Here is a 17,144-nt window from a genome sequence, read left to right as displayed (position 1 = left end):
GGGCGAGCTCAATACGTGCCCGGGTAGGCCCCACCGTCGGCCAGCACGTTCTGGCCGGTCATGTAGCCGGCCTGCACGCTGCAAAGAAAGGCACAGATGGCGCCAAACTCGGCCGGCGTGCCGAAGCGCCTGGCCGGGATGTTCTTCTTGCGGGCTTCCCACACGGTGTCGAAGTCCTGGCCCGACTTCTGGGCAGCGCCGGCCATCGTGCCCTTGAGGCGGTCGGTGTCGAACGAGCCCGGCAGCAGGTTGTTGATGGTCACGCCCTGCGCCGCGATGGGCGTGCGCGCCACGCCGGCCACGAAGCCGGTCAGGCCGCTGCGCGCGCCGTTCGACAGGCCGAGGATGTCGATGGGCGACTTCACCGAGCTCGAGGTGATGTTGACGATGCGTCCGAAGCCGCGCTTGGCCATGCCATCGACCGTGGCCTTGATGAGCTCGATCGGCGTCAGCATGTTCGCGTCGACCGCCTTGATCCAGGCCTCGCGGTCCCAGTTGCGGAAGTCGCCCGGCGGCGGGCCGCCCGCATTGGTGACGACGATGTCGAAGTCGTGGCCGAGCGCGAACACTGCCGCGCGGCCGGCTTCGGTCGTGATGTCGGCCGCCACGTGCTTGACGAACGCGGCGCCCGATGCACCTGCCGCTTCGGCCAGCTTCTTCGCCGCCGCTTCCAGCGCCTCGGCACCGCGTGCCACGATCACCACGTTGACGCCTTCGCGCACCAGCGCTTCGGCGCAGCCGTAGCCGAGGCCCTTGCTCGCGCCGCATACCAGCGCGGTCTTGCCTGCGATACCCAGATCCATGTTGTCGCTCCTATCGTGCAGGGGCTTCGCGCCCCTTGCGTGTGAAAACGAAGATGCCCGCGATCACGAGCACCGTGCCGGCCGCGATCCACGCGGTGAACGGCTCGCCGAGTATGACCACCCCCATGAGGATGGTCGACAGCGGCCCGATCATGCCGGTTTGCGCGGCCACCGCAGGGCCGATGCGCTCGATGGCCATCATCACCATGAGGACGGGCACCGCCGTGCACAGCGTGGCGTTGAGCACCGACAGCCAGATCACCTCGGGCGCCACCTGCATCGCCGCGCTCATCGGCCTCGTCAGCACGAACTGCAGGATGCACAGCAGGCAAGCCACGGTGGTCGCCAGGCCCACGAGCCTGAGCGACCCGAGGCGCTTGACGAACTCGCCGCTGTAGACCAGATAGCCCGCATAGCTCACCGCGCTCAGGAAGACCAGGAACGCGCCCCAGGCCGCCGCGCCGCCGCCCTTGCCGCCACCGCCGGTCCAGAGTTCGTGGCCGAACACCAGCAGCACGCCGGCATAGCTCACGAGCATACCCAGCACCTGCGGGCGCGTCGGATGGCGCCGGTACAGCAGCCAGCCGAAGAACAGCACCAGCGTGGGGTTGAGATACAGGATCAGCCGCTCGAAGCCGGCCGAGATGTAGGCCAGCCCGGCAAAGTCGAGAAAGCTCGCGAGGTAGTAGCCCGAGAAGCCGAGCCCGATCACGCCGATCCAGTCGCGGCCGGTGAGCGCCGGCTTGCCGCGCCCCGCCCACCACGCCATGAGCGCGAACAGCGGCAGTGCGAACAGCATGCGCAGCATGATGAGCGTCACGGCGTCCACGCCGTAGCGGTACGCGAGTTTGACGATGATGGCCTTGCCGCTGAATGCGATAGCGCCCAGCGTGGCGAGGATCAGGCCGGACGCAACGCCTTTCTTTGCGCCCTGGTGAGGGGGAATGCCGATCGATGCGGCTGTCTTGTTCATTCCCCGATCATCCCTTGATCCTCAGTAGCCTGCAGCGAGACCGTCGCGGCGCGGGTCGCTCGCGGCCACGTAGCCTTCGACCGACGGCTCGCCCGCGCGCCAGATGAACTGGCCGGCGCCGAAGTCCTGGTACGAATCGTCGATCACGTCGAGGTGGTGGCCCAGGTCGCGCAAGCCCTGCACCGTGGCCGGGTTCATCGCGGCCTCGACGTTGATCTCGAGCCCCGCGTTGAAGCGCCAGCGCGGCGCATCGCACGCGGCCTGCGGGTTCTGCCCGTAGTCGAGCATGCGCACCAGCGTCTGCATGTGGCCCTGAGGCTGCATGTTGCCGCCCATCACGCCGAAGCTCATCACCGGCTGGCCGTCCTTCGTGAGGAAGGCCGGGATGATGGTGTGGAACGGCCGCTTGCCCGGCGCCACCACGTTCGGGCTCTCGGCCTTGAGGCTGAAGCCGTGGCCACGGTTCTGCAGGCTGATGCCGAACTCGGGCTCCACGCAGCCCGAGCCGAAGCCCATGTAGTTGCTCTGGATGAAGCTCACCATCATGCCGCGCTCGTCCGCCGCGGTGAGGTAGATGGTGCCGCCCTTCACGGGGTTGCCGGCCTTGAAGTCCTGAGCCTTTTTCACGTCGATGAGTCTCGCACGCGATGCGAGGTAGGCGTCATCGAGCATTTGCGCGGGGGTCACCGTCATCGACGATGGCTCCGACACGTAGCGGTACACGTCGGCAAAGGCCAGCTTCATGGCCTCGATCTGCAGATGCTGCGAGGCGACCGAGTCGACCGGCAGCGAGGCGATGTCGAACTTCTCGAGGATGCCCAGCGCGATCAGCGCCGCAATGCCCTGGCCGTTGGGCGGAATCTCGTGCAGCGTGTGGCCGCGGTAGTCGCGCGAGATCGGCTTGACCCACTCGGGCTGGTAGGCCGCGAGATCGGCCACGGTAAGCGCGCCGCCCTGCTCCTTCGAGAACTTCGCGAGCGCCTCGGCGATCTCGCCGTTGTAGTAGGCCTCGCCCTTGGTGCGGGCGATGGCCTTCAGCGCCCGCGCAGCGGCCGTGAAGCGGAACAGCTCGCCGATCTCGGGCGCACGGCCCCAGGGCAGGAAGGTCTGCGCAAAGCCCGGCTGCGACTGCAGCACCGGCGTGGCCGCGGCCCACTTGCCCTGCACCACCGGCGGCACGAGGTAGCCGCGCTCGGCGATGTCGATGGCCGGCGCGAGCAGGTCGGCGAACGGCAGCTTGCCGAAGCGATCGCTCATCGCGACCCAGCCGCGCACCGCGCCCGGCACCGTGACCGAGTCGATGCCGCGCATCGGCGGCGTCGTGGCGTCGGCGCCGTACTTGGCCTTGAAGTATTCGGGCGTCCAGGCCTTGGGCGCGGGGCCCGAGGCGTTCAGGCCGTGCAGTTCCTTGCCGTCCCACAGGATGCAGAAGGCGTCGCTGCCCAGGCCGTTGCTCACGGGCTCGACCAGCGTCATCACGGCGGCGGTGGCGATGGCCGCATCGACCGCGTTGCCGCCCTGCTGCAGGATGCGCAGCCCGGCCTGCGAGGCCAGCGGGTGCGAGGTCGACACCACGTTGCGCGCGAAGATCGGGATGCGGGTGGAGAGGTACGGATTGTTGAAGTCGAAGTTCATGTCGGTGTGCCTTGCCTTATTCGTTGGTGATCTTGCGGTCGACCACGATCTTCTTCCACTTGGCGGCGTCTGCTGCCACCATCTTCGCAAACTGCTCGGGCGTGCCCGGCGTCGCGGACTCGATGCCCAGGCGCGCGAGCTTCTCTTTCACATCGGGGTCGGCCAGCGCCTCGTTGGCGGCCTTGTTGATTTTCGCGACGATGTCCGCCGGCAGGTTCTTCGGACCATAGAAGCCGAACCACGTGTTCGACTCGTAGCCCGGCAGCGTATCGGCGATGGGCGGCAGCTCGGGCGCCAGCGGGCTGCGCTTGAGCGAGGTGACGCCCAGCGCGCGCAGACGGCCGTCGCGCACGTGCGGCATGCCGGTGGGCAGCGAATCGAACAGCACGTCGACCTTGCCGCTGATCAGGTCAGGAATGGCCAGCGCCGTGCCCTTGTAGGGAATGTGCGTGACGAACACGCCGGCCTGCGCCTTGAACAGCTCGGCCGTGAGCTGCACGATGGTGCCGTTGCCGCTCGACGCGTAGTTGAGCTTGCCGGGGTTCTTCTTCGCGTAGTCGATCCACTCGCGCACCGTCTTCGCGGGCGAATTCACGGGCACCAACATGATGCTGGCCGCATCGCCCACGTGTGCGATGGGCGTGAAGTCGCGCACCGTGTCGTAGGGCAGCTTGCTGACGGCCGGGCCGATCGAGTGCGTGCTGGTGGTGGCCAGCAGGATCGTGTAGCCGTCGGGCGCGGCCTTGGCGGCCTGGTCGGAGCCGATGGCGCCGCCCGCGCCGGGCTTGTTGTCGACCACCAGCGTGGTGCCGAGCTTGTCGCCCATCTTCTGCCCCAGCGTGCGGGCGAACAGGTCGGTGGCGCCGGCCGCCGGGAACGGCACGATCAGGCGGATCGGCTTGTTCGGATAGCCCTGCGCGAGGCTGGTGGACGAGGCGGCCACGCCGAGTGCGACGGCAAGCACCTGGAGGAACTGGAGGCGTTTCATGTGCGGGATCTGTGCCTGTGAACGAGAAGTTGATGCTATGCAGCAGCGGCGCATCAAGCCAGATAATTCTGCTTATTCAACTATGAACATTGCTTATGACAAGAACCACCGCGGAAGAGATCTCGCTGCAGCAGCTGCGGGCGCTGGCGGCGGTGGCCGAGACGGGCAGCTTCACGCTCGCGGCCGAGGCATTGCAGCTCACGCAGCCCGCCATCAGCCACCTGATCAAGCGGCTGGAAGAAGAGCTGGCGCAGCCGCTGGTGGTGCGCGGGCGCCGCATCCGCATGACCAACGCGGGCCAGATGATGGTCGACACGGCGGTGCGGGCGCTGCGGCTGATCGATGAATCCGTGGGCGCCTGCCGCTCGCAGTCGCAGCTGCGCGAAGGCCGCATCGTGCTGGCGGTGGGCCATCTCACGGCCGGCGCCCTGCTGCCGCCGCTGCTCGGGCGCTTTTCGCAGAAGCACCCGACGCTCGCGACCACGCTGCTCGACAGCACGGCGGAGCAGATGATCTCGCGCATCCTCTCGCAGGAGGCCGACCTGGGCTTCGGCTCGGACATCGGCCAGAAGCATTCGGAGCTGGCGACCGAGCCGCTGTTCTCGGAGCGCATGGCCCTGTTCGTGCGCGAAGACCATCCGCTGGCGCAGCACGCGGTGGTCGATGCCAAGCACCTGGAGGGACTGCCGTTCATCCACGTCAACCCCGACGCCAATGTGTGGCGCGCCGTGAGCCGCCAGCTCGCAAGCATGGCCAACGTGTACCCGCGCGTGGTGCATCACGTGTCGATGCTGTCGACGGCGTTCGGCCTCATCCAGTCAGGCGCGGGGGTGGCGCTGCTGCCGCGCTACGTGGAGGTGCTGATGCCGGGCAACCTGCGCGCCGTGGGCGTGACGCGGCCCACGCTGGAGTACCCGGTGGTCGCCGTGCGCTTGGCCAAGCATCCCCTGAGCCCGGCCGGGATGGCCTTCCTGGCGATGGCACGACAGCACATGAAGCCGCCGCGGGCGAGCAAGTCCTGAAAATGAAACGGCGCCAGAAGGGGCGCCGTCTTTCGTGAAACACCGCGGAACCGGCTTCGCCGGGCCGCAGGTGTTGCCCCCGGCAGGGGGAAGGGGCAGCGACACGAAGTGCGCGCAGCCTGGGGGTGAGCTTATTCCTCGACGAAAGCCTCTTCGCGCTTCGACTTCACAGCCGGAAGCAGCACGATGATCAGCAGCAGCGCAGCCGCAGCCAGCAGGCTCGCCGAGATCGGGCGCGTCACGAACACGCTCCAGTCGCCACGCGACAGCAGCAGCGAGCGGCGCAGGTTCTCTTCCATCATCGGGCCGAGGATGAAACCCAGCAGCAGCGGCGCGGGCTCGCAGCCGAGTTTGAAGAAGGTGTAGCCCACCAGACCGAAGATGCCCACCATCCAGATGTCGAAGGTGTTGTTGTTGGTCGAGTACACGCCGATCGCGCAGAACAGCACGATCGCCGGGAACAGGTACTTGTACGGCACCGACAGCAGCTTGATCCACATGCCGATCAGCGGAAGGTTCAGGATGATCAGCATCGCGTTGCCGATCCACATCGAGGCGATCAGCCCCCAGAACAGCTCGGGGTTGCTGGTCATGACCTGCGGGCCGGGCTGGATGTTGTGGATCGTCATGGCGCCCACCATCAGCGCCATCACCGCGTTGGGCGGAATGCCCAGCGTCAGCAGCGGGATGAAGGAGGTTTGCGCACCGGCGTTGTTGGCCGACTCGGGGGCCGCCACGCCGCGGATGTTGCCCTTGCCGAAGGGCACTTCGCCCGGCTTCAGCTTGGTCTTCTTCTCGATCGTGTAGGCCGCGAAGGCCGCCAGCAGCGCGCCGCCGCCGGGCAGGATGCCCAGTGCCGCGCCCAGTGCCGTGCCACGAAGCACCGCGGGCAGCATGCGCTTGAAGTCTTCCTTGGTCGGGAACAGGCCCGAGACCTTGGCGGTGAACACTTCACGCTCGTCGTCGGGGCGCGAGAGGTTGGCAATGATTTCGCCGTAGCCGAACACGCCCATGGCGATGGCCACGAAGCCGATGCCGTCGGTGAGTTCAGGAATGTCGAAGCTGTAGCGTGCCACGCCCGAATTCACGTCGGTGCCGACCAGGCCCAGCAGCAGGCCCAGCACGATCATCGCGATGGCCTTGAGCAGCGATCCCGAAGCCAGCACCACGGCGCCGATCAAGCCCAGGATCATCAGCGAGAAGTATTCGGCCGGGCCGAACTTGAAGGCCAGCTCGGTCAGCGGCGGTGCGAAGGCAGCCAGGATCAGCGTGCCGACGCAACCCGCGAAGAACGAACCCAGGCCGGCGGCGGCGAGCGCCGGTCCGGCTCTCCCTTTTCGGGCCATCTGGTAGCCGTCGATCACTGTCACCACCGATGAAGACTCACCGGGCAGGTTGACCAGAATCGCGGTGGTGGAGCCACCGTACTGGGCGCCGTAATAGATACCGGCCAGCATGATCAGCGCCGACACGGGCGGCAGCGCGTACGTGGCGGGCAGCAGCATCGCGATGGTCGCGACCGGGCCGATGCCCGGGAGCACGCCGATCAGCGTGCCCAGGATGCAGCCGATCAGGCAGTACAGCAGGTTGGTGAAGGTAAAGGCAACGCCAAAACCCATCGAGAGGTGTTCAACCAATTCCATGATGTGAGCAGCTTTCTTCTCAGCCGGTGATGAAGGTCGGCCAGACCTGGATCTGGAGCTTCAGCGCCCAGATGAATGCGACATAGCTGCCAATGGCCAGCACGGTGGCCAGGATCAGCACGCTGGGCAGCTTGAACTCATGGCCCGCAAGGCTGGAGATGATCACCAGCGCGTAGATGGCGATGATCATGCCCATGGCGGGAACGCCGATGCTCGGCAGGCCGCCGAGCAGGATGCCGAATGCGAGGTTGGCGCCCAGGATGAACACCACCTGCTTCCAGGCCCATTTGCCGATCTTCTCGCCGTCGGTGGTTTCAACGGTGAGCCCGCTGAACATGATCCCGAGGCCGATGAGGGCCATCAGGATGCCGAGCATCAACGGGAAATAACCCGGACCCATGCGGGCTCCGCTGCCCACGGTGTAGGTGGTGGCGCCCCATGCGAACGCCACACCCACCACCGTGAACATCAGGCCCGAGAAAAAGTCTTTCTGACTCTTGATCTTCACGAACAGTCTCCTCGAACAAATTTCGATGCGGGATTGTCGAGTCAGCCTCCGGTCAGCCTGATGTGGATTCCACTAACAAAAGGCCTAGGGATAACCCGAAAGGACTCAGGGTCCTGGGGCGAAAGACTATTCCAGTGGCGGCGTGGCGCTCAGCACTTCCTCGATGGTGGTCACGCCCTCGGCCACGCGCAGCGCGCCGGCCAGCCGCAGCGGCCGCATGCCGTCGATCACGGCCTGGCGGCGCAGACCCGCGAGGTTGGGCTCCTTGGTCACGTTGCCCTTGAACGCCTCGCTGATGCTCAGCAGTTCGTAGAGGCCCATGCGCCCCATGTACCCGGTCATGCGGCAATCGACGCAGCCCACGGGCTTGTACGCACGCACCGAACCCGTGATCTGCCACGGCTTGACGATGGTCTCGAGCTTCTCGCGCGTGACGGTGTCGTCGGGCTGCTTGCAGTTGGGGCACAGCGTGCGCACCAGCCGCTGCGCGAGCACGCCCAGCATCACCGCGTTGATGAGGTACGAGGGCACGCCCAGCTCCATCAGCCGCGTGATGGCGCTCGGCGCATCGTTGGTGTGCAGCGTGCTGAACACGAGGTGGCCGGTGAGCGCGGCCTGCACCGCCATCTCGGCGGTGGCGAGGTCGCGGATTTCGCCGACCATGATGATGTCCGGGTCCTGCCGCATCAGCGCGCGCAGGCCCTCGGTGAAGCCGAAGTCGAGCTGCGGCTGCACCTGCGTCTGGTTGAACGACGGCTCGATCATTTCGATCGGGTCTTCCACCGTGCTCACGTTGACCTCTTCGGTCGCCACGCGCTTGAGCGTGGAGTACAGCGTGGTGGTCTTGCCCGAGCCCGTGGGCCCGGTCACCAGGATGATGCCGTTGGGCCGCGTCACCAGCTGCTCCCAGCGCTGCGCGTCGTGCTGCGAGAAGCCCAGCGCGTCGAGATCCTTCACTGCGGTGTCGGGGTCGAAGATGCGCATCACCATCTTCTCGCCGAACGCGGTCGGCAGGGTCGACAGGCGCATTTCGACTTCGTCGCCGCGCATGTTGCGGGTCTTGATGCGGCCATCGAGCGGACGGCGCTTTTCCACCACGTCCATGCGGCCCAGCAGCTTGATGCGCGCGACCATCGCGTTCATCACGCCCATCGGCATCTGGTAGGCCGGATGCAGGATGCCGTCGATGCGAAAGCGGATCACGCCCTGCTCGCGGCGCGGCTCCAGGTGGATGTCGCTCGCACGCTGGTCGAAGGCGTACTGCCAGAGCCAGTCGACCACCTGCACCACGCTCTGGTCGTTGGCGTCGAGCTGCTTGTTGCTCTTGCCGAGCTCCACCAGCTGCTCGAAGCTCGCGCCGCCGGTGTTGCCGCCGGCCTTCTGCGCGGCGCGCACCGACTTCGCGAGCGCGAAGAACTCGGCCGTGTAGCGCTGGATGTCGGCCGGGTTGGCGACCACGCGGCGCACCGCGCGGCGCGACTGGCGCTCGACCTCGGCGATCCAGTCGGTGAGAAAGGGCTCGGCCGTGGCCACCACCACCTCGTTGGGCAGCACCTGCACCGGCAGCACCTTGTGGCGCTCGGCATACGCAGCGCTCATGGTGTCGGCCACCTTGCCCACGTCGACCTTGAGCGGATCGATGCGCAGGTACGTGAGCCCGGCGCGGCCCGCGAGCCATTGCGTGAGCATTTCGAGATCGAGCGGCTTGCCGTCGCCCTCGCGCGTCATGGCCACGTTGGCCAGCCGCACCAGCGGCGCCTGCCGGCTTTCGGCCTGGGCGCAGCGCGCGATGGTGCGCTTGGCCTCCATGGGCGAGATCACGCCGTCGGTAGCCAGCCATTCGATCAGGCGGCGCAGGTCGAGCGGGCCTTCGTGGCGGGCAGCCAGGGGGGCGGGAGCAGAAACAGCGGGAACAACGCTCATGAGCCGGCAGGTCGGGTAAGTGAAATATTCAGGGGCTTGAAGACCCGCAGCCATTTCGGCGCGGGCAGGCTCCAGCGAGTCTGGATCGTTTGGGCGCGCTCGGCAAGCGCCTCGCGCTTCGGGCGGCTCGGCGTGCGCTGCGCGAGCACCACCGTGTTGCCTTCGCGCGTCGGCCTGAAGGCCCAGACGGCATCGGCACCGAAGGCGCCGGCGATCTTTTCGAGGCTGCGCTCATAGCTCGACGAGCGGCCGAAGAGGTTGACCGTCATGCAGCCGTCCTCGGTGAGCAGCGCGCGGCAGTCGGCATAGAAGTCTTCGCTGTCGAGCACGGGTGCGGCGGCCTCGTGGTCGTACAGGTCGACCTGCAGCGCATCGACCGTGCCGTGCCATTCGGGCTTGCGGATCTCGGCGGCCGCATCGGCGATCACCACGCGCAGCTTCGGGTCGTCCGGCGGCAACTTGAACCAGCCGCGGCAAGCCGACACCACCTGCGGATTGAGCTCGATCGCGGTGGTGCGCATGCGCAGGATCTTGCGGCTGAACTTGGTGAGCGTGGCCGCGCCCAGGCCGAGCTGCATCGCATGGCGGCTGGCCACGGTCTTGCTGTCGGCGAACAGCAGCCAGGCCATCATGCGCTGCACGTATTCGAGTTCGATCTCGAAGGGCGCGTCCAGCTTCATCGAGCCCTGGACCCATTCGGTGCCCAGGTGCAGGTAGCGGATGTCGCCCCAGTCGGAAAAATTGACTTCGGGAAGAACGGCGGGAATTTTGCTGGATGCCATCAGACGAGTTGGTGGGCGGCGAAGACCTCGCGCCAGGCCGCGAGCTTGCGCTCGAAGCTCCACGACGCATTGGCGGGACTGGTGGAAGGCAGCGGGTAGACCGGCACGCCGAGGGTGCGCGTGTGCCGTGCGTGCTTGAAGCTCTCGCCGCCGTTGTGCGCGATGGCCGCGAGCTTTGGCAGGTGCAGCCCGGCGATGTCGTTCGCCACGGGCGCGCGGATGGCCGAATCGAGGCTGCCCTCGCGCTCGCAGGCGCCGTACACGTCCCACACGCCCAGACCGCGGTCGAGCAGCCACCGGCAGCGCTGCGCGTAGCTGTCTATGCCCGACGGCAAGGGAACTTCGGGCCAGACGGCTTGCAAGATCTTCCAGAACTGGTTTTGGGGGTGTGCATAGTACTGCTGCCGTTCGAGCGACTTGACCCCGGGGAAGCTGCCGAGGACCAGCACCACGGTGGCCGGCGACACGATGGGCGCGAGCCCTGTGAGCAGCGTGCTCGCGGCGGTAGCGGATGCGGCGGGTGGATTCATGGGCGGCAATCGTGCCACCGTCGCGCGCGCGTTTGCACCGCCCATGAAAAAACCCGCCGAAGCGGGTTCTTTCGCGAAGGCCGGAACAGGTCCGGGATCACTTACTTCTTGGCGGCTTCGTTCTCGGCCGTGCCGGGGATCTTCTCGCCGATGGCCTTGCCGGTGCTGCGCATGCCGTCGGCCGTCTTGTGGCCGGCGTTCTCGACGGCTTCGCCGGTCTTGGTGGCTGCCTTCTTGGTGGCGTTGGTGGCCTTCTTGGTGGTGCGCTTGGTGGCATTCCAGGCCTTCTTGGTGCCGCTCTCGGTGGCGGCGACAGCCTTCTTGGTCGTGCGCTTGGTGGCGTCGACGGCTTCCTTGCCAGTCTCTTTCATCTTCTCGGTGGTTGTGGGCTCGGCCGGGGCCACAGCGGGGGCCGGCGCGGCTGCAGGCGCGGTGGTCTGGGCCACGGCCGACACGCCGATGGAGGCGAGTGCCAGTGCGAGGACGACGGGCATGGTGCGAACGAAAGACGTGCTCATGTAAAAGCTCCTTGTTGGATGAAGTTTTGAGTGACTTGCTTGCCACTGAACCAGCAACGAACTGGTGGCGCTCGAGGATGACAGCAAATCCGCGGCATCTGCCCGCATGCAGGCAGGACGGGGCATTGGCCTACGCGGGGTGCGGCGGACGCGCCGACATGGCCATGAGATTTTCCAGACGCGGCAGCGCTTCGAGCGCATTCCGGGTGGTGGCTGCGGCCAGCTCGTCGAGGCCGATGCCGCGCAGGCCGGCCACCACTTCGGCGATGCGCGGCAGCTCGGCCGGCTGGTTGCGGCCCTGCGGCTCGCCGGCATCGCGCTGGGCCTGCGTGCGGTACAGCCAGTGCGGCTGGATATCGGGCGCATCGGTTTCCATCACGATCGATCCGAGCGGCAAGGTGGCGGCCAGCCGCCGCAGCTGCAGCGCGCGTTCGAAGGTCACCGCGCCGCCGAAGCCGAGCTTCAACCCGAGCTCGATGCACGCATGCGCCTGCTGCTCGCTGCCGTTGAAGGCATGCGCAATGCCCTGCCATGGCTTGCCGGCTGCCGTCTGCCGCAGGTGCTTGAGCACCTTGTCGACCGAGCGCCGCACATGGATCAGCACGGGTAACCCGTGCCTGCGTGCCAGTTGCAACTGAGTGTGAAAAAAACGCTCCTGCTTCTCGCCGTCGAGCCCCTCGACGAAGTAGTCGAGCCCGACCTCGCCGACCGCCACCAGCCGCGGGTCGCCGCGCCGCGCGGCCAGCTCGGCATCGAGGGTTTCGAGGTCTTCGTCTTTCGCCTCGCCGGTGCACAGCGGGTGGATGCCCAGCGCGTAGGCATCGCCCTGCGCATGGGCCAGTTCACGCACGGCGGCGAAGTTGAAGGCGGCCACCGCCGGGATTACGCACATCGCCACGCCCCGCGCGGCGGCGCGGGCGCGCAGGACGGGCATCTCGGCACCGAATTCAGGCGCATCCAGGTGGCAGTGGGTATCGACGAAGGTAGCCATCGCGCGATGATGCCCGATGGGATGCGCAGGCGTGGAAAGCGTGCTACTGTGAACTCCTTCACGCGATTTTTTTGCCGGAGGTGCTCCGATGCGCAGGCCAGGTGTCTACAGCCATTCGCCCCGCACGCTGCCACCGGCCGCAGACGAGGCGGCCGAACGGGCAGGGGCGCCAGCCTCGCCCGAGGCGGTCGGCGCGGGCCCTGCGCTGCAAGCCGCCCCCGCAAGGAAGACCGGCTGGCAACCCGGCCGCCGCAGCTTCGCGATGCTGGTCGTGCTGTCGGCCGCGCTGGTCACCGGCGCGGCGCTGTGGGTCCCGCGTCCGGGCCCCAAGGCCCTCACGCAGAAAGACATCGACGCGGCCGTGCTGCGCACGCTGCAGACCAACACCCTGCCCTCGCCGGCCGCCAAGGCCGCGGACATCATCCGGCCCTCGGTGGTGCGGGTGGTGAGCTACGGCGAAGAAAAGAACACGCCCGAAGCCAAGATCCAGAAGCGCGGCCGCAACCTCGCCAAGGGCAAGCCGCCCGAAGCCCCCAGCGATGGCGGCACACCGGGCGAGGTCGAGCGCGGCGTGGGCACGGGGGTGGTGATCGTCGACAAGGGCGTGATCCTGACCAATCTGCACGTGGTCGCGGGCGCCGACAAGATCAAGGTCACCTTCTTCGACGGCCTGGAGGCCGTGGCCACCATCACCGGCGTGCAACCCGAGAACGACCTTGCCGTGCTGCAGGCGCAGAAGATTCCCGACGACCTGATCCCCGCCACCATGCGCTCGACCGCCGACCTGCGGCCCGGCGACCAGGTGGCGGCCGTGGGCTTTCCGTTCGGCATCGGGCCCTCCGTGTCGGCTGGCGTGGTGTCGGGCCTGAAGCGTTCGTTCCGCTCGCCCGAGGGCAAGCAGGAGCTGGGCAACCTGATCCAGTTCGACGCGGCGGCCAACCCCGGCAATTCGGGCGGGCCGCTGATCAACATGGACGGCGAGGTGCTCGGCATCGTGACCGCCATCCTCAACCCGACACAGCAGCGCACCTTCATCGGCATCGGCTTCGCGGTGCCCATCGAGAACGCCGCGTCCGCCGCGGGTTCGCCGCCGTTCTGACGATTCTTTTCGAAAGTCCTTCGCATGAGCTCAGAAACCGTCAATCCCACGCCCGCCGGCACCGCCGAACTGATGGAGCAGATCCTCTACGAGGTGAAGCGCGTGGTCGTGGGCCAGGACCGCTTTCTCGAGCGCGTGATGGTCGCCATGCTCGCAGGCGGGCACCTGCTGGTCGAGGGCGTGCCCGGCCTGGCAAAGACGCTCACCGTCAAGACGCTGGCCGACATCGTGCGCGGCCAGTTCAAGCGCATCCAGTTCACGCCCGACCTCGTGCCCGCCGACCTCGTGGGCACGCGCATCTACAACCAGAAGACGGGCGAGTTCAGCACCTCGCTGGGACCGGTGTTCGCCAACCTGCTGCTGGCCGACGAAATCAACCGCGCGCCGGCCAAGGTGCAGAGCGCGCTGCTCGAAGTGATGCAGGAGCGCCAGGTGACCATCGCCGGCGAGACGCACAAGGTGCCGCGCCCCTTCCTCGTGATGGCCACGCAGAACCCCATCGAGACCGAGGGCACCTACCCACTGCCCGAGGCGCAGGTCGATCGCTTCATGATGAAGGTGCTGGTCGACTACCCGAGCGACGAGGAAGAATTCGTCATCGTCCAGCGCGTGATCGGCCCGCCCGTCAACGCCACGCCTGTGGCCACCACCGAGCAGCTCGCTGCGCTGCAGGCCGAGGCGCGGCGCGTGTATGTCGACCCTTCGCTGATCCAGTACGCAGTGAAGCTGGTGTCGGCCACGCGCACGCCCGAGAAACATGGCCTGAAGGACTTGCGCCGCTTCATCACCTTCGGTGCCAGCCCGCGCGCCAGCATCAGCCTGACCGAGGGCGCGCGTGCCCTGGCGCTGCTGCGCGGCCGCAGCTACGCGCTGCCGGAAGACATGACGGCGCTGGTGCCCGATGTGCTGCGCCACCGCGTGACGCTTTCCTACGAAGGCCTGTCCGAGGGACTGACGCCCGACGGACTGGTCGAGAAGATCATGCGTGCGGTTCCCGCTCCACCCAAACCTCTCGAACATGAAAAGCTGGTGGCGTAAGGCCCCCGCGGCCGCGAACGACGAACGGCTCGCCGCAGAAGCCGGCGGGGCCGAACGCGCGCTGCGCCGGCTCGAATGGACCGTGATCCGCCGCCTCGACGGCCTGCTGCAGGGCGACTACCGCACGCTGATGCGCGGCACCGGCCTCGACCTGGCCGACCTGCGCGAGTACCAGCACCACGACGACGTGCGCCACATCGACTGGAACGTCACCGCGCGGCTGCAGACGCCGCACGTGCGCGTGTTCACCGAAGACCGCGAGATGGCTGCGTGGTTCGTGCTCGACCTGAGCCGCTCGGTCGATTTCGGCTCGGGCCTGAAGGCCAAGCGCGAGGTCTCGGCGGGTTTCGTCGGCGTGCTGGCGCGGTTGCTCACGCGGCACGGCAACCGGGTGGGCGCGCTGGTCTACGGCAGCGATCTCGAAGCGGTGATTCCGCCGCGCACCGGACGGCGCCACGTGCTGCACCTGCTGCACGCGATGGAGAAGCGCGCTGAAAAGGCCGAGGCCGCGCCCACGCAGAAAGGCATGACGCGCCTGGCCGACCTGCTCAAGTCGGCCGCCACGCTGATGCCGCGCCGCTCCACCGTGTTCGTGGTGTCCGACTTCCTGAGCGAGCCCGGCTGGGAGCGCCCGCTCGGCCAGCTGGTGCAGCGCCACGAGGTGATCGCGGTGCGCCTGTTCGACCCGCTCGAACTCGAGCTGCCCGACCTCGGCCTGGTGCCGCTGCGCGACGCCGAGACCGGCGAGCAGCTGTGGGTCGACACCCACGACGCGGGCTTTCGCAAGCGCTTCGCGCGCCTGGCGTCCGAACGTGAAACCGCACTGCGCGAGGCACTGGCCAGGGCCGGCGTCGACGCGCTCGAACTCTCGACCAATGACGACCTGGTGGAAGCCATCGTTCGTTTCGCCGATCTGCGCAAGCGCCGCGCGCGCATCGGCCCGGCAGGCATGAAGGCGGTGGCAGCATGACTTTTCTCTGGCCTCAATTCCTATGGCTGCTGGCGGCCCTGCCGCTGCTGATCCTGCTCTACCTCTGGCTGCTGCGCCGCAAGAAGAAGCTGGCGGTGCGCTACGCGAGCCTGTCGATCGTGCGCGAGGCCATGGGTGCCGGGCAGAGCATGCGGCGGCATCTGCCGCCCGCGCTGTTCCTGCTGGCGATGGCTGCGATGCTGGTGGCCGCGGCGCGGCCGATGGCGGTGGTGGTGCTGCCGTCGAACCAGCAGACCATCATCCTGGCGATGGACGTGTCGGGCAGCATGCGCGCGGCCGACGTGCAGCCCAACCGGCTCGTGGCGGCGCAGGAGGCGGCCAAGAGCTTCATCAAGGACCTGCCGCGCAGCGTGAAGGTGGGCATCGTCGCCTTCGCGGGCAGCGCGCAGGTGGCGCAGCTGCCCACCACCAACCACGAGGACCTGGTGGCCGCCATCGACAGCTTCCAGCTGCAGCGCGCCACTGCCACGGGCAACGCCATCGTGGTGTCGCTGGCCACGCTGTTCCCCGACGCGGGCATCGACGTCGAGCAGTTCAGCGCGCCGAGCCGCCAGCGCGGCGCGGCCATCGACCAGTCGGAGAAGAAACTCAAGGACTTCACGCCCGTGGCGCCGGGCTCTTTTACCTCGGCCGCCATCATCATGCTGACCGACGGGCAGCGCACCACCGGCGTCGACCCGCTCGACGCGGCCAAGGCTGCGGCCGACCGCGGCGTGCGCATCTACACGGTGGGCGTGGGCACGGTCGACGGCGAGACTATCGGCTTCGAGGGCTGGTCGATGCGCGTGCGGCTCGACGAGGAAACGCTCAAGGCCATCGCCAACAAGACGAACGCCGAGTACTTCTACGCCGGCACGGCGAACGACCTGAAGAAGGTCTACGAGACGCTGAGCTCCAAGCTCACCGTGGAGAAGAAGGAAACCGAGATCTCGGCGCTGTTCGCGCTGGGTGCCGCGGTGCTCACGCTGCTGTCTGCGGGGCTGTCGCTGCTCTGGTTCAACCGGATTCTCTAGGCCCGCGCGGCACGGCGGCCGGCGCATCGGGCGACTTGACCGCGCCGATGCCTCCCAGGAACAGGTCGGCCACGATCGGCGCGATGGCCGCGTGGTCGAGCCGGCCATCGGGCTTCATCCAGGTGAACATCCAGTTGATCATGCCGAACAGCAGCATGGTCAGCGGCTTGGCGAGATCGTCGCTCGGCGCGCCGGGGCGCAGCGCCGACACGGCGCGCGCAAAGCCCGCGACCACCTCGCGCTCCTTGTCGAGCACGCGCTCGCGGTCGGCCTCTTCGAGAAAGCGCACGTCGTCGGTGAGCACGCGGTGCGCGTCCTGCGCGCCGGCGTATTCCTCGACGATGCGGTAGATGAAGCGGCGCAGGCGCTGCTCGTCGGTGTGCGTCGACGCCTCTTCCTCGGCCACCAGCGCCGCCAGCTTGGACACATGCGTCTCGGCGATGCTGATCAGCAGGCTGCTCTTGTCCTTGTAGTAGTGGTAGAGCGTCGCCTTCGAGAGCCCGCAGGCCTCGGCCACCTGGTTCATCGAGGTGGCGGGATAGCCGCTGCGTGCGAACAGCTGGGCGGCCTGCGCGAGGATCAGTTCACGCTGGTCGTCGTAGGTGGCGGATCTTCCACGCGGCATCGGTTCTTGTTCCTGGGTTGGACTGTTGAGGGCAACGGGCGATCTTGCACGAAGCGCGAGCC

17 protein-coding genes are annotated in these 17,144 nt (G+C 67.5%); 5 read left to right on the top strand and 12 right to left on the bottom strand.

The window, feature by feature from the left end; genetic code table 11:
• Positions 1-8 precede the first annotated feature (8 nt).
• The 4 genes from ASD05_RS00855 to ASD05_RS00840 are packed head-to-tail and all read right to left on the bottom strand — an operon-like array spanning position 9 to position 4,399.
• Complete coding sequence (locus ASD05_RS00855; RefSeq protein WP_056586327.1) at positions 9-803, bottom strand: SDR family oxidoreductase; 795 nt, start codon at positions 801-803, stop codon at positions 9-11.
• Between the two features lie 10 nt (positions 804-813).
• Positions 814-1,776 (bottom strand): DMT family transporter, encoded by a 963-nt coding sequence (locus tag ASD05_RS00850; RefSeq protein ID WP_056586324.1) that lies wholly within the window; start codon positions 1,774-1,776, stop codon positions 814-816.
• Between the two features lie 21 nt (positions 1,777-1,797).
• A complete protein-coding gene (locus ASD05_RS00845) occupies positions 1,798-3,411 on the bottom strand; it encodes a gamma-glutamyltransferase family protein (protein WP_056586322.1) in 1,614 nt (537 codons plus the stop codon).
• A 16-nt stretch (positions 3,412-3,427) separates the two neighbouring features.
• Positions 3,428-4,399, bottom strand: a complete 972-nt coding sequence (locus tag ASD05_RS00840) for a Bug family tripartite tricarboxylate transporter substrate binding protein (protein ID WP_056586318.1) — start codon at positions 4,397-4,399, stop codon at positions 3,428-3,430.
• 95 nt (positions 4,400-4,494) lie between these two features.
• Between ASD05_RS00840 and ASD05_RS00835 the strand changes: the two genes are divergently transcribed.
• Positions 4,495-5,421, top strand: coding sequence for a LysR family transcriptional regulator (locus ASD05_RS00835; protein WP_056586315.1), 927 nt, complete (start codon positions 4,495-4,497; stop codon positions 5,419-5,421).
• 131 nt (positions 5,422-5,552) lie between these two features.
• Here ASD05_RS00835 and ASD05_RS00830 read toward each other — a convergent pair whose 3' ends face one another.
• From ASD05_RS00830 to ASD05_RS00800, 7 genes are all read right to left on the bottom strand, one after another.
• On the bottom strand, positions 5,553-7,064 hold the full coding sequence (locus ASD05_RS00830) for a tripartite tricarboxylate transporter permease (RefSeq protein WP_056586312.1): 1,512 nt from the start codon (positions 7,062-7,064) through the stop codon (positions 5,553-5,555).
• A gap of 19 nt (positions 7,065-7,083) precedes the next feature.
• Complete coding sequence (locus ASD05_RS00825; protein ID WP_007837406.1) at positions 7,084-7,572, bottom strand: tripartite tricarboxylate transporter TctB family protein; 489 nt, start codon at positions 7,570-7,572, stop codon at positions 7,084-7,086.
• Positions 7,573-7,698: 126 nt separating this feature from the next.
• Positions 7,699-9,495, bottom strand: a complete 1,797-nt coding sequence (locus ASD05_RS00820) for a GspE/PulE family protein (RefSeq protein ID WP_056586309.1) — start codon at positions 9,493-9,495, stop codon at positions 7,699-7,701.
• Positions 9,492-10,277 carry a hypothetical protein gene (locus ASD05_RS00815; protein ID WP_056586306.1) on the bottom strand — a complete coding sequence of 262 codons (786 nt, stop codon included), beginning with the start codon at positions 10,275-10,277 and terminating at the stop codon, positions 9,492-9,494. Before ASD05_RS00815 ends, ASD05_RS00820 begins: the two co-directional genes overlap by 4 nt.
• Positions 10,277-10,807, bottom strand: coding sequence for a DNA-deoxyinosine glycosylase (locus ASD05_RS00810; protein ID WP_056587745.1), 531 nt, complete (start codon positions 10,805-10,807; stop codon positions 10,277-10,279). The genes ASD05_RS00815 and ASD05_RS00810 overlap by 1 nt, the downstream gene beginning before the upstream one ends.
• Positions 10,808-10,908: 101 nt before the next feature.
• A complete protein-coding gene (locus tag ASD05_RS00805; protein ID WP_056586304.1) occupies positions 10,909-11,325 on the bottom strand; it encodes a hypothetical protein in 417 nt (138 codons plus the stop codon).
• Positions 11,326-11,455: 130 nt separating this feature from the next.
• A complete protein-coding gene (locus tag ASD05_RS00800) occupies positions 11,456-12,316 on the bottom strand; it encodes a TatD family hydrolase (RefSeq protein ID WP_056586301.1) in 861 nt (286 codons plus the stop codon).
• A gap of 88 nt (positions 12,317-12,404) precedes the next feature.
• On the opposite strand from ASD05_RS00800, the gene ASD05_RS00795 reads away from it, so the two are divergent.
• The 4 genes from ASD05_RS00795 to ASD05_RS00780 are packed head-to-tail and all read left to right on the top strand — an operon-like array spanning position 12,405 to position 16,457.
• A complete protein-coding gene (locus ASD05_RS00795) occupies positions 12,405-13,415 on the top strand; it encodes a S1C family serine protease (RefSeq protein WP_056586299.1) in 1,011 nt (336 codons plus the stop codon).
• A gap of 24 nt (positions 13,416-13,439) precedes the next feature.
• The gene (locus ASD05_RS00790; RefSeq protein WP_056586296.1) at positions 13,440-14,453 is read left to right on the top strand and encodes an AAA family ATPase; all 1,014 of its coding nucleotides are present in this window, start codon (positions 13,440-13,442) and stop codon (positions 14,451-14,453) included.
• Positions 14,434-15,423 (top strand): DUF58 domain-containing protein, encoded by a 990-nt coding sequence (locus ASD05_RS00785; protein ID WP_056586294.1) that lies wholly within the window; start codon positions 14,434-14,436, stop codon positions 15,421-15,423. Before ASD05_RS00790 ends, ASD05_RS00785 begins: the two co-directional genes overlap by 20 nt.
• Positions 15,420-16,457, top strand: a complete 1,038-nt coding sequence (locus ASD05_RS00780; protein WP_056586291.1) for a VWA domain-containing protein — start codon at positions 15,420-15,422, stop codon at positions 16,455-16,457. The genes ASD05_RS00785 and ASD05_RS00780 overlap by 4 nt, the downstream gene beginning before the upstream one ends.
• Here ASD05_RS00780 and ASD05_RS00775 read toward each other — a convergent pair.
• Positions 16,441-17,082 carry a TetR/AcrR family transcriptional regulator gene (locus ASD05_RS00775; protein ID WP_056586288.1) on the bottom strand — a complete coding sequence of 214 codons (642 nt, stop codon included), beginning with the start codon at positions 17,080-17,082 and terminating at the stop codon, positions 16,441-16,443. The two genes, ASD05_RS00780 and ASD05_RS00775, sit on opposite strands and share 17 nt — an antisense overlap.
• Positions 17,083-17,144: the final 62 nt, after the last annotated feature.

Origin of the sequence: Variovorax sp. Root434 (genome assembly GCF_001426595.1) — a bacterium.
Classification (GTDB): domain Bacteria; phylum Pseudomonadota; class Gammaproteobacteria; order Burkholderiales; family Burkholderiaceae_C; genus Variovorax.
This window is presented reverse-complemented; position numbering and strand designations above follow the sequence as displayed.

What these genes read in the sequence shown, in the direction of transcription:
- ASD05_RS00855 (WP_056586327.1), bottom strand. Translation starts at nt 803, where the DNA reads ATGGATCTGGGTATCGCAGGCAAGACCGCGCTGGTATGCGGCGCGAGC.
- ASD05_RS00845 (WP_056586322.1), bottom strand. Translation starts at nt 3,411, where the DNA reads ATGAACTTCGACTTCAACAATCCGTACCTCTCCACCCGCATCCCGATC.
- ASD05_RS00805 (WP_056586304.1), bottom strand. Translation starts at nt 11,325, where the DNA reads ATGAGCACGTCTTTCGTTCGCACCATGCCCGTCGTCCTCGCACTGGCA.
- ASD05_RS00785 (WP_056586294.1), top strand. Translation starts at nt 14,434, where the DNA reads ATGAAAAGCTGGTGGCGTAAGGCCCCCGCGGCCGCGAACGACGAACGG.
- ASD05_RS00790 (WP_056586296.1), top strand. Translation starts at nt 13,440, where the DNA reads ATGAGCTCAGAAACCGTCAATCCCACGCCCGCCGGCACCGCCGAACTG.
- ASD05_RS00800 (WP_056586301.1), bottom strand. Translation starts at nt 12,316, where the DNA reads ATGGCTACCTTCGTCGATACCCACTGCCACCTGGATGCGCCTGAATTC.
- ASD05_RS00830 (WP_056586312.1), bottom strand. Translation starts at nt 7,064, where the DNA reads ATGGAATTGGTTGAACACCTCTCGATGGGTTTTGGCGTTGCCTTTACC.
- ASD05_RS00780 (WP_056586291.1), top strand. Translation starts at nt 15,420, where the DNA reads ATGACTTTTCTCTGGCCTCAATTCCTATGGCTGCTGGCGGCCCTGCCG.
- ASD05_RS00840 (WP_056586318.1), bottom strand. Translation starts at nt 4,399, where the DNA reads ATGAAACGCCTCCAGTTCCTCCAGGTGCTTGCCGTCGCACTCGGCGTG.
- ASD05_RS00820 (WP_056586309.1), bottom strand. Translation starts at nt 9,495, where the DNA reads ATGAGCGTTGTTCCCGCTGTTTCTGCTCCCGCCCCCCTGGCTGCCCGC.
- ASD05_RS00815 (WP_056586306.1), bottom strand. Translation starts at nt 10,277, where the DNA reads ATGGCATCCAGCAAAATTCCCGCCGTTCTTCCCGAAGTCAATTTTTCC.
- ASD05_RS00810 (WP_056587745.1), bottom strand. Translation starts at nt 10,807, where the DNA reads ATGAATCCACCCGCCGCATCCGCTACCGCCGCGAGCACGCTGCTCACA.
- ASD05_RS00775 (WP_056586288.1), bottom strand. Translation starts at nt 17,082, where the DNA reads ATGCCGCGTGGAAGATCCGCCACCTACGACGACCAGCGTGAACTGATC.
- ASD05_RS00850 (WP_056586324.1), bottom strand. Translation starts at nt 1,776, where the DNA reads ATGAACAAGACAGCCGCATCGATCGGCATTCCCCCTCACCAGGGCGCA.
- ASD05_RS00835 (WP_056586315.1), top strand. Translation starts at nt 4,495, where the DNA reads ATGACAAGAACCACCGCGGAAGAGATCTCGCTGCAGCAGCTGCGGGCG.
- ASD05_RS00795 (WP_056586299.1), top strand. Translation starts at nt 12,405, where the DNA reads ATGCGCAGGCCAGGTGTCTACAGCCATTCGCCCCGCACGCTGCCACCG.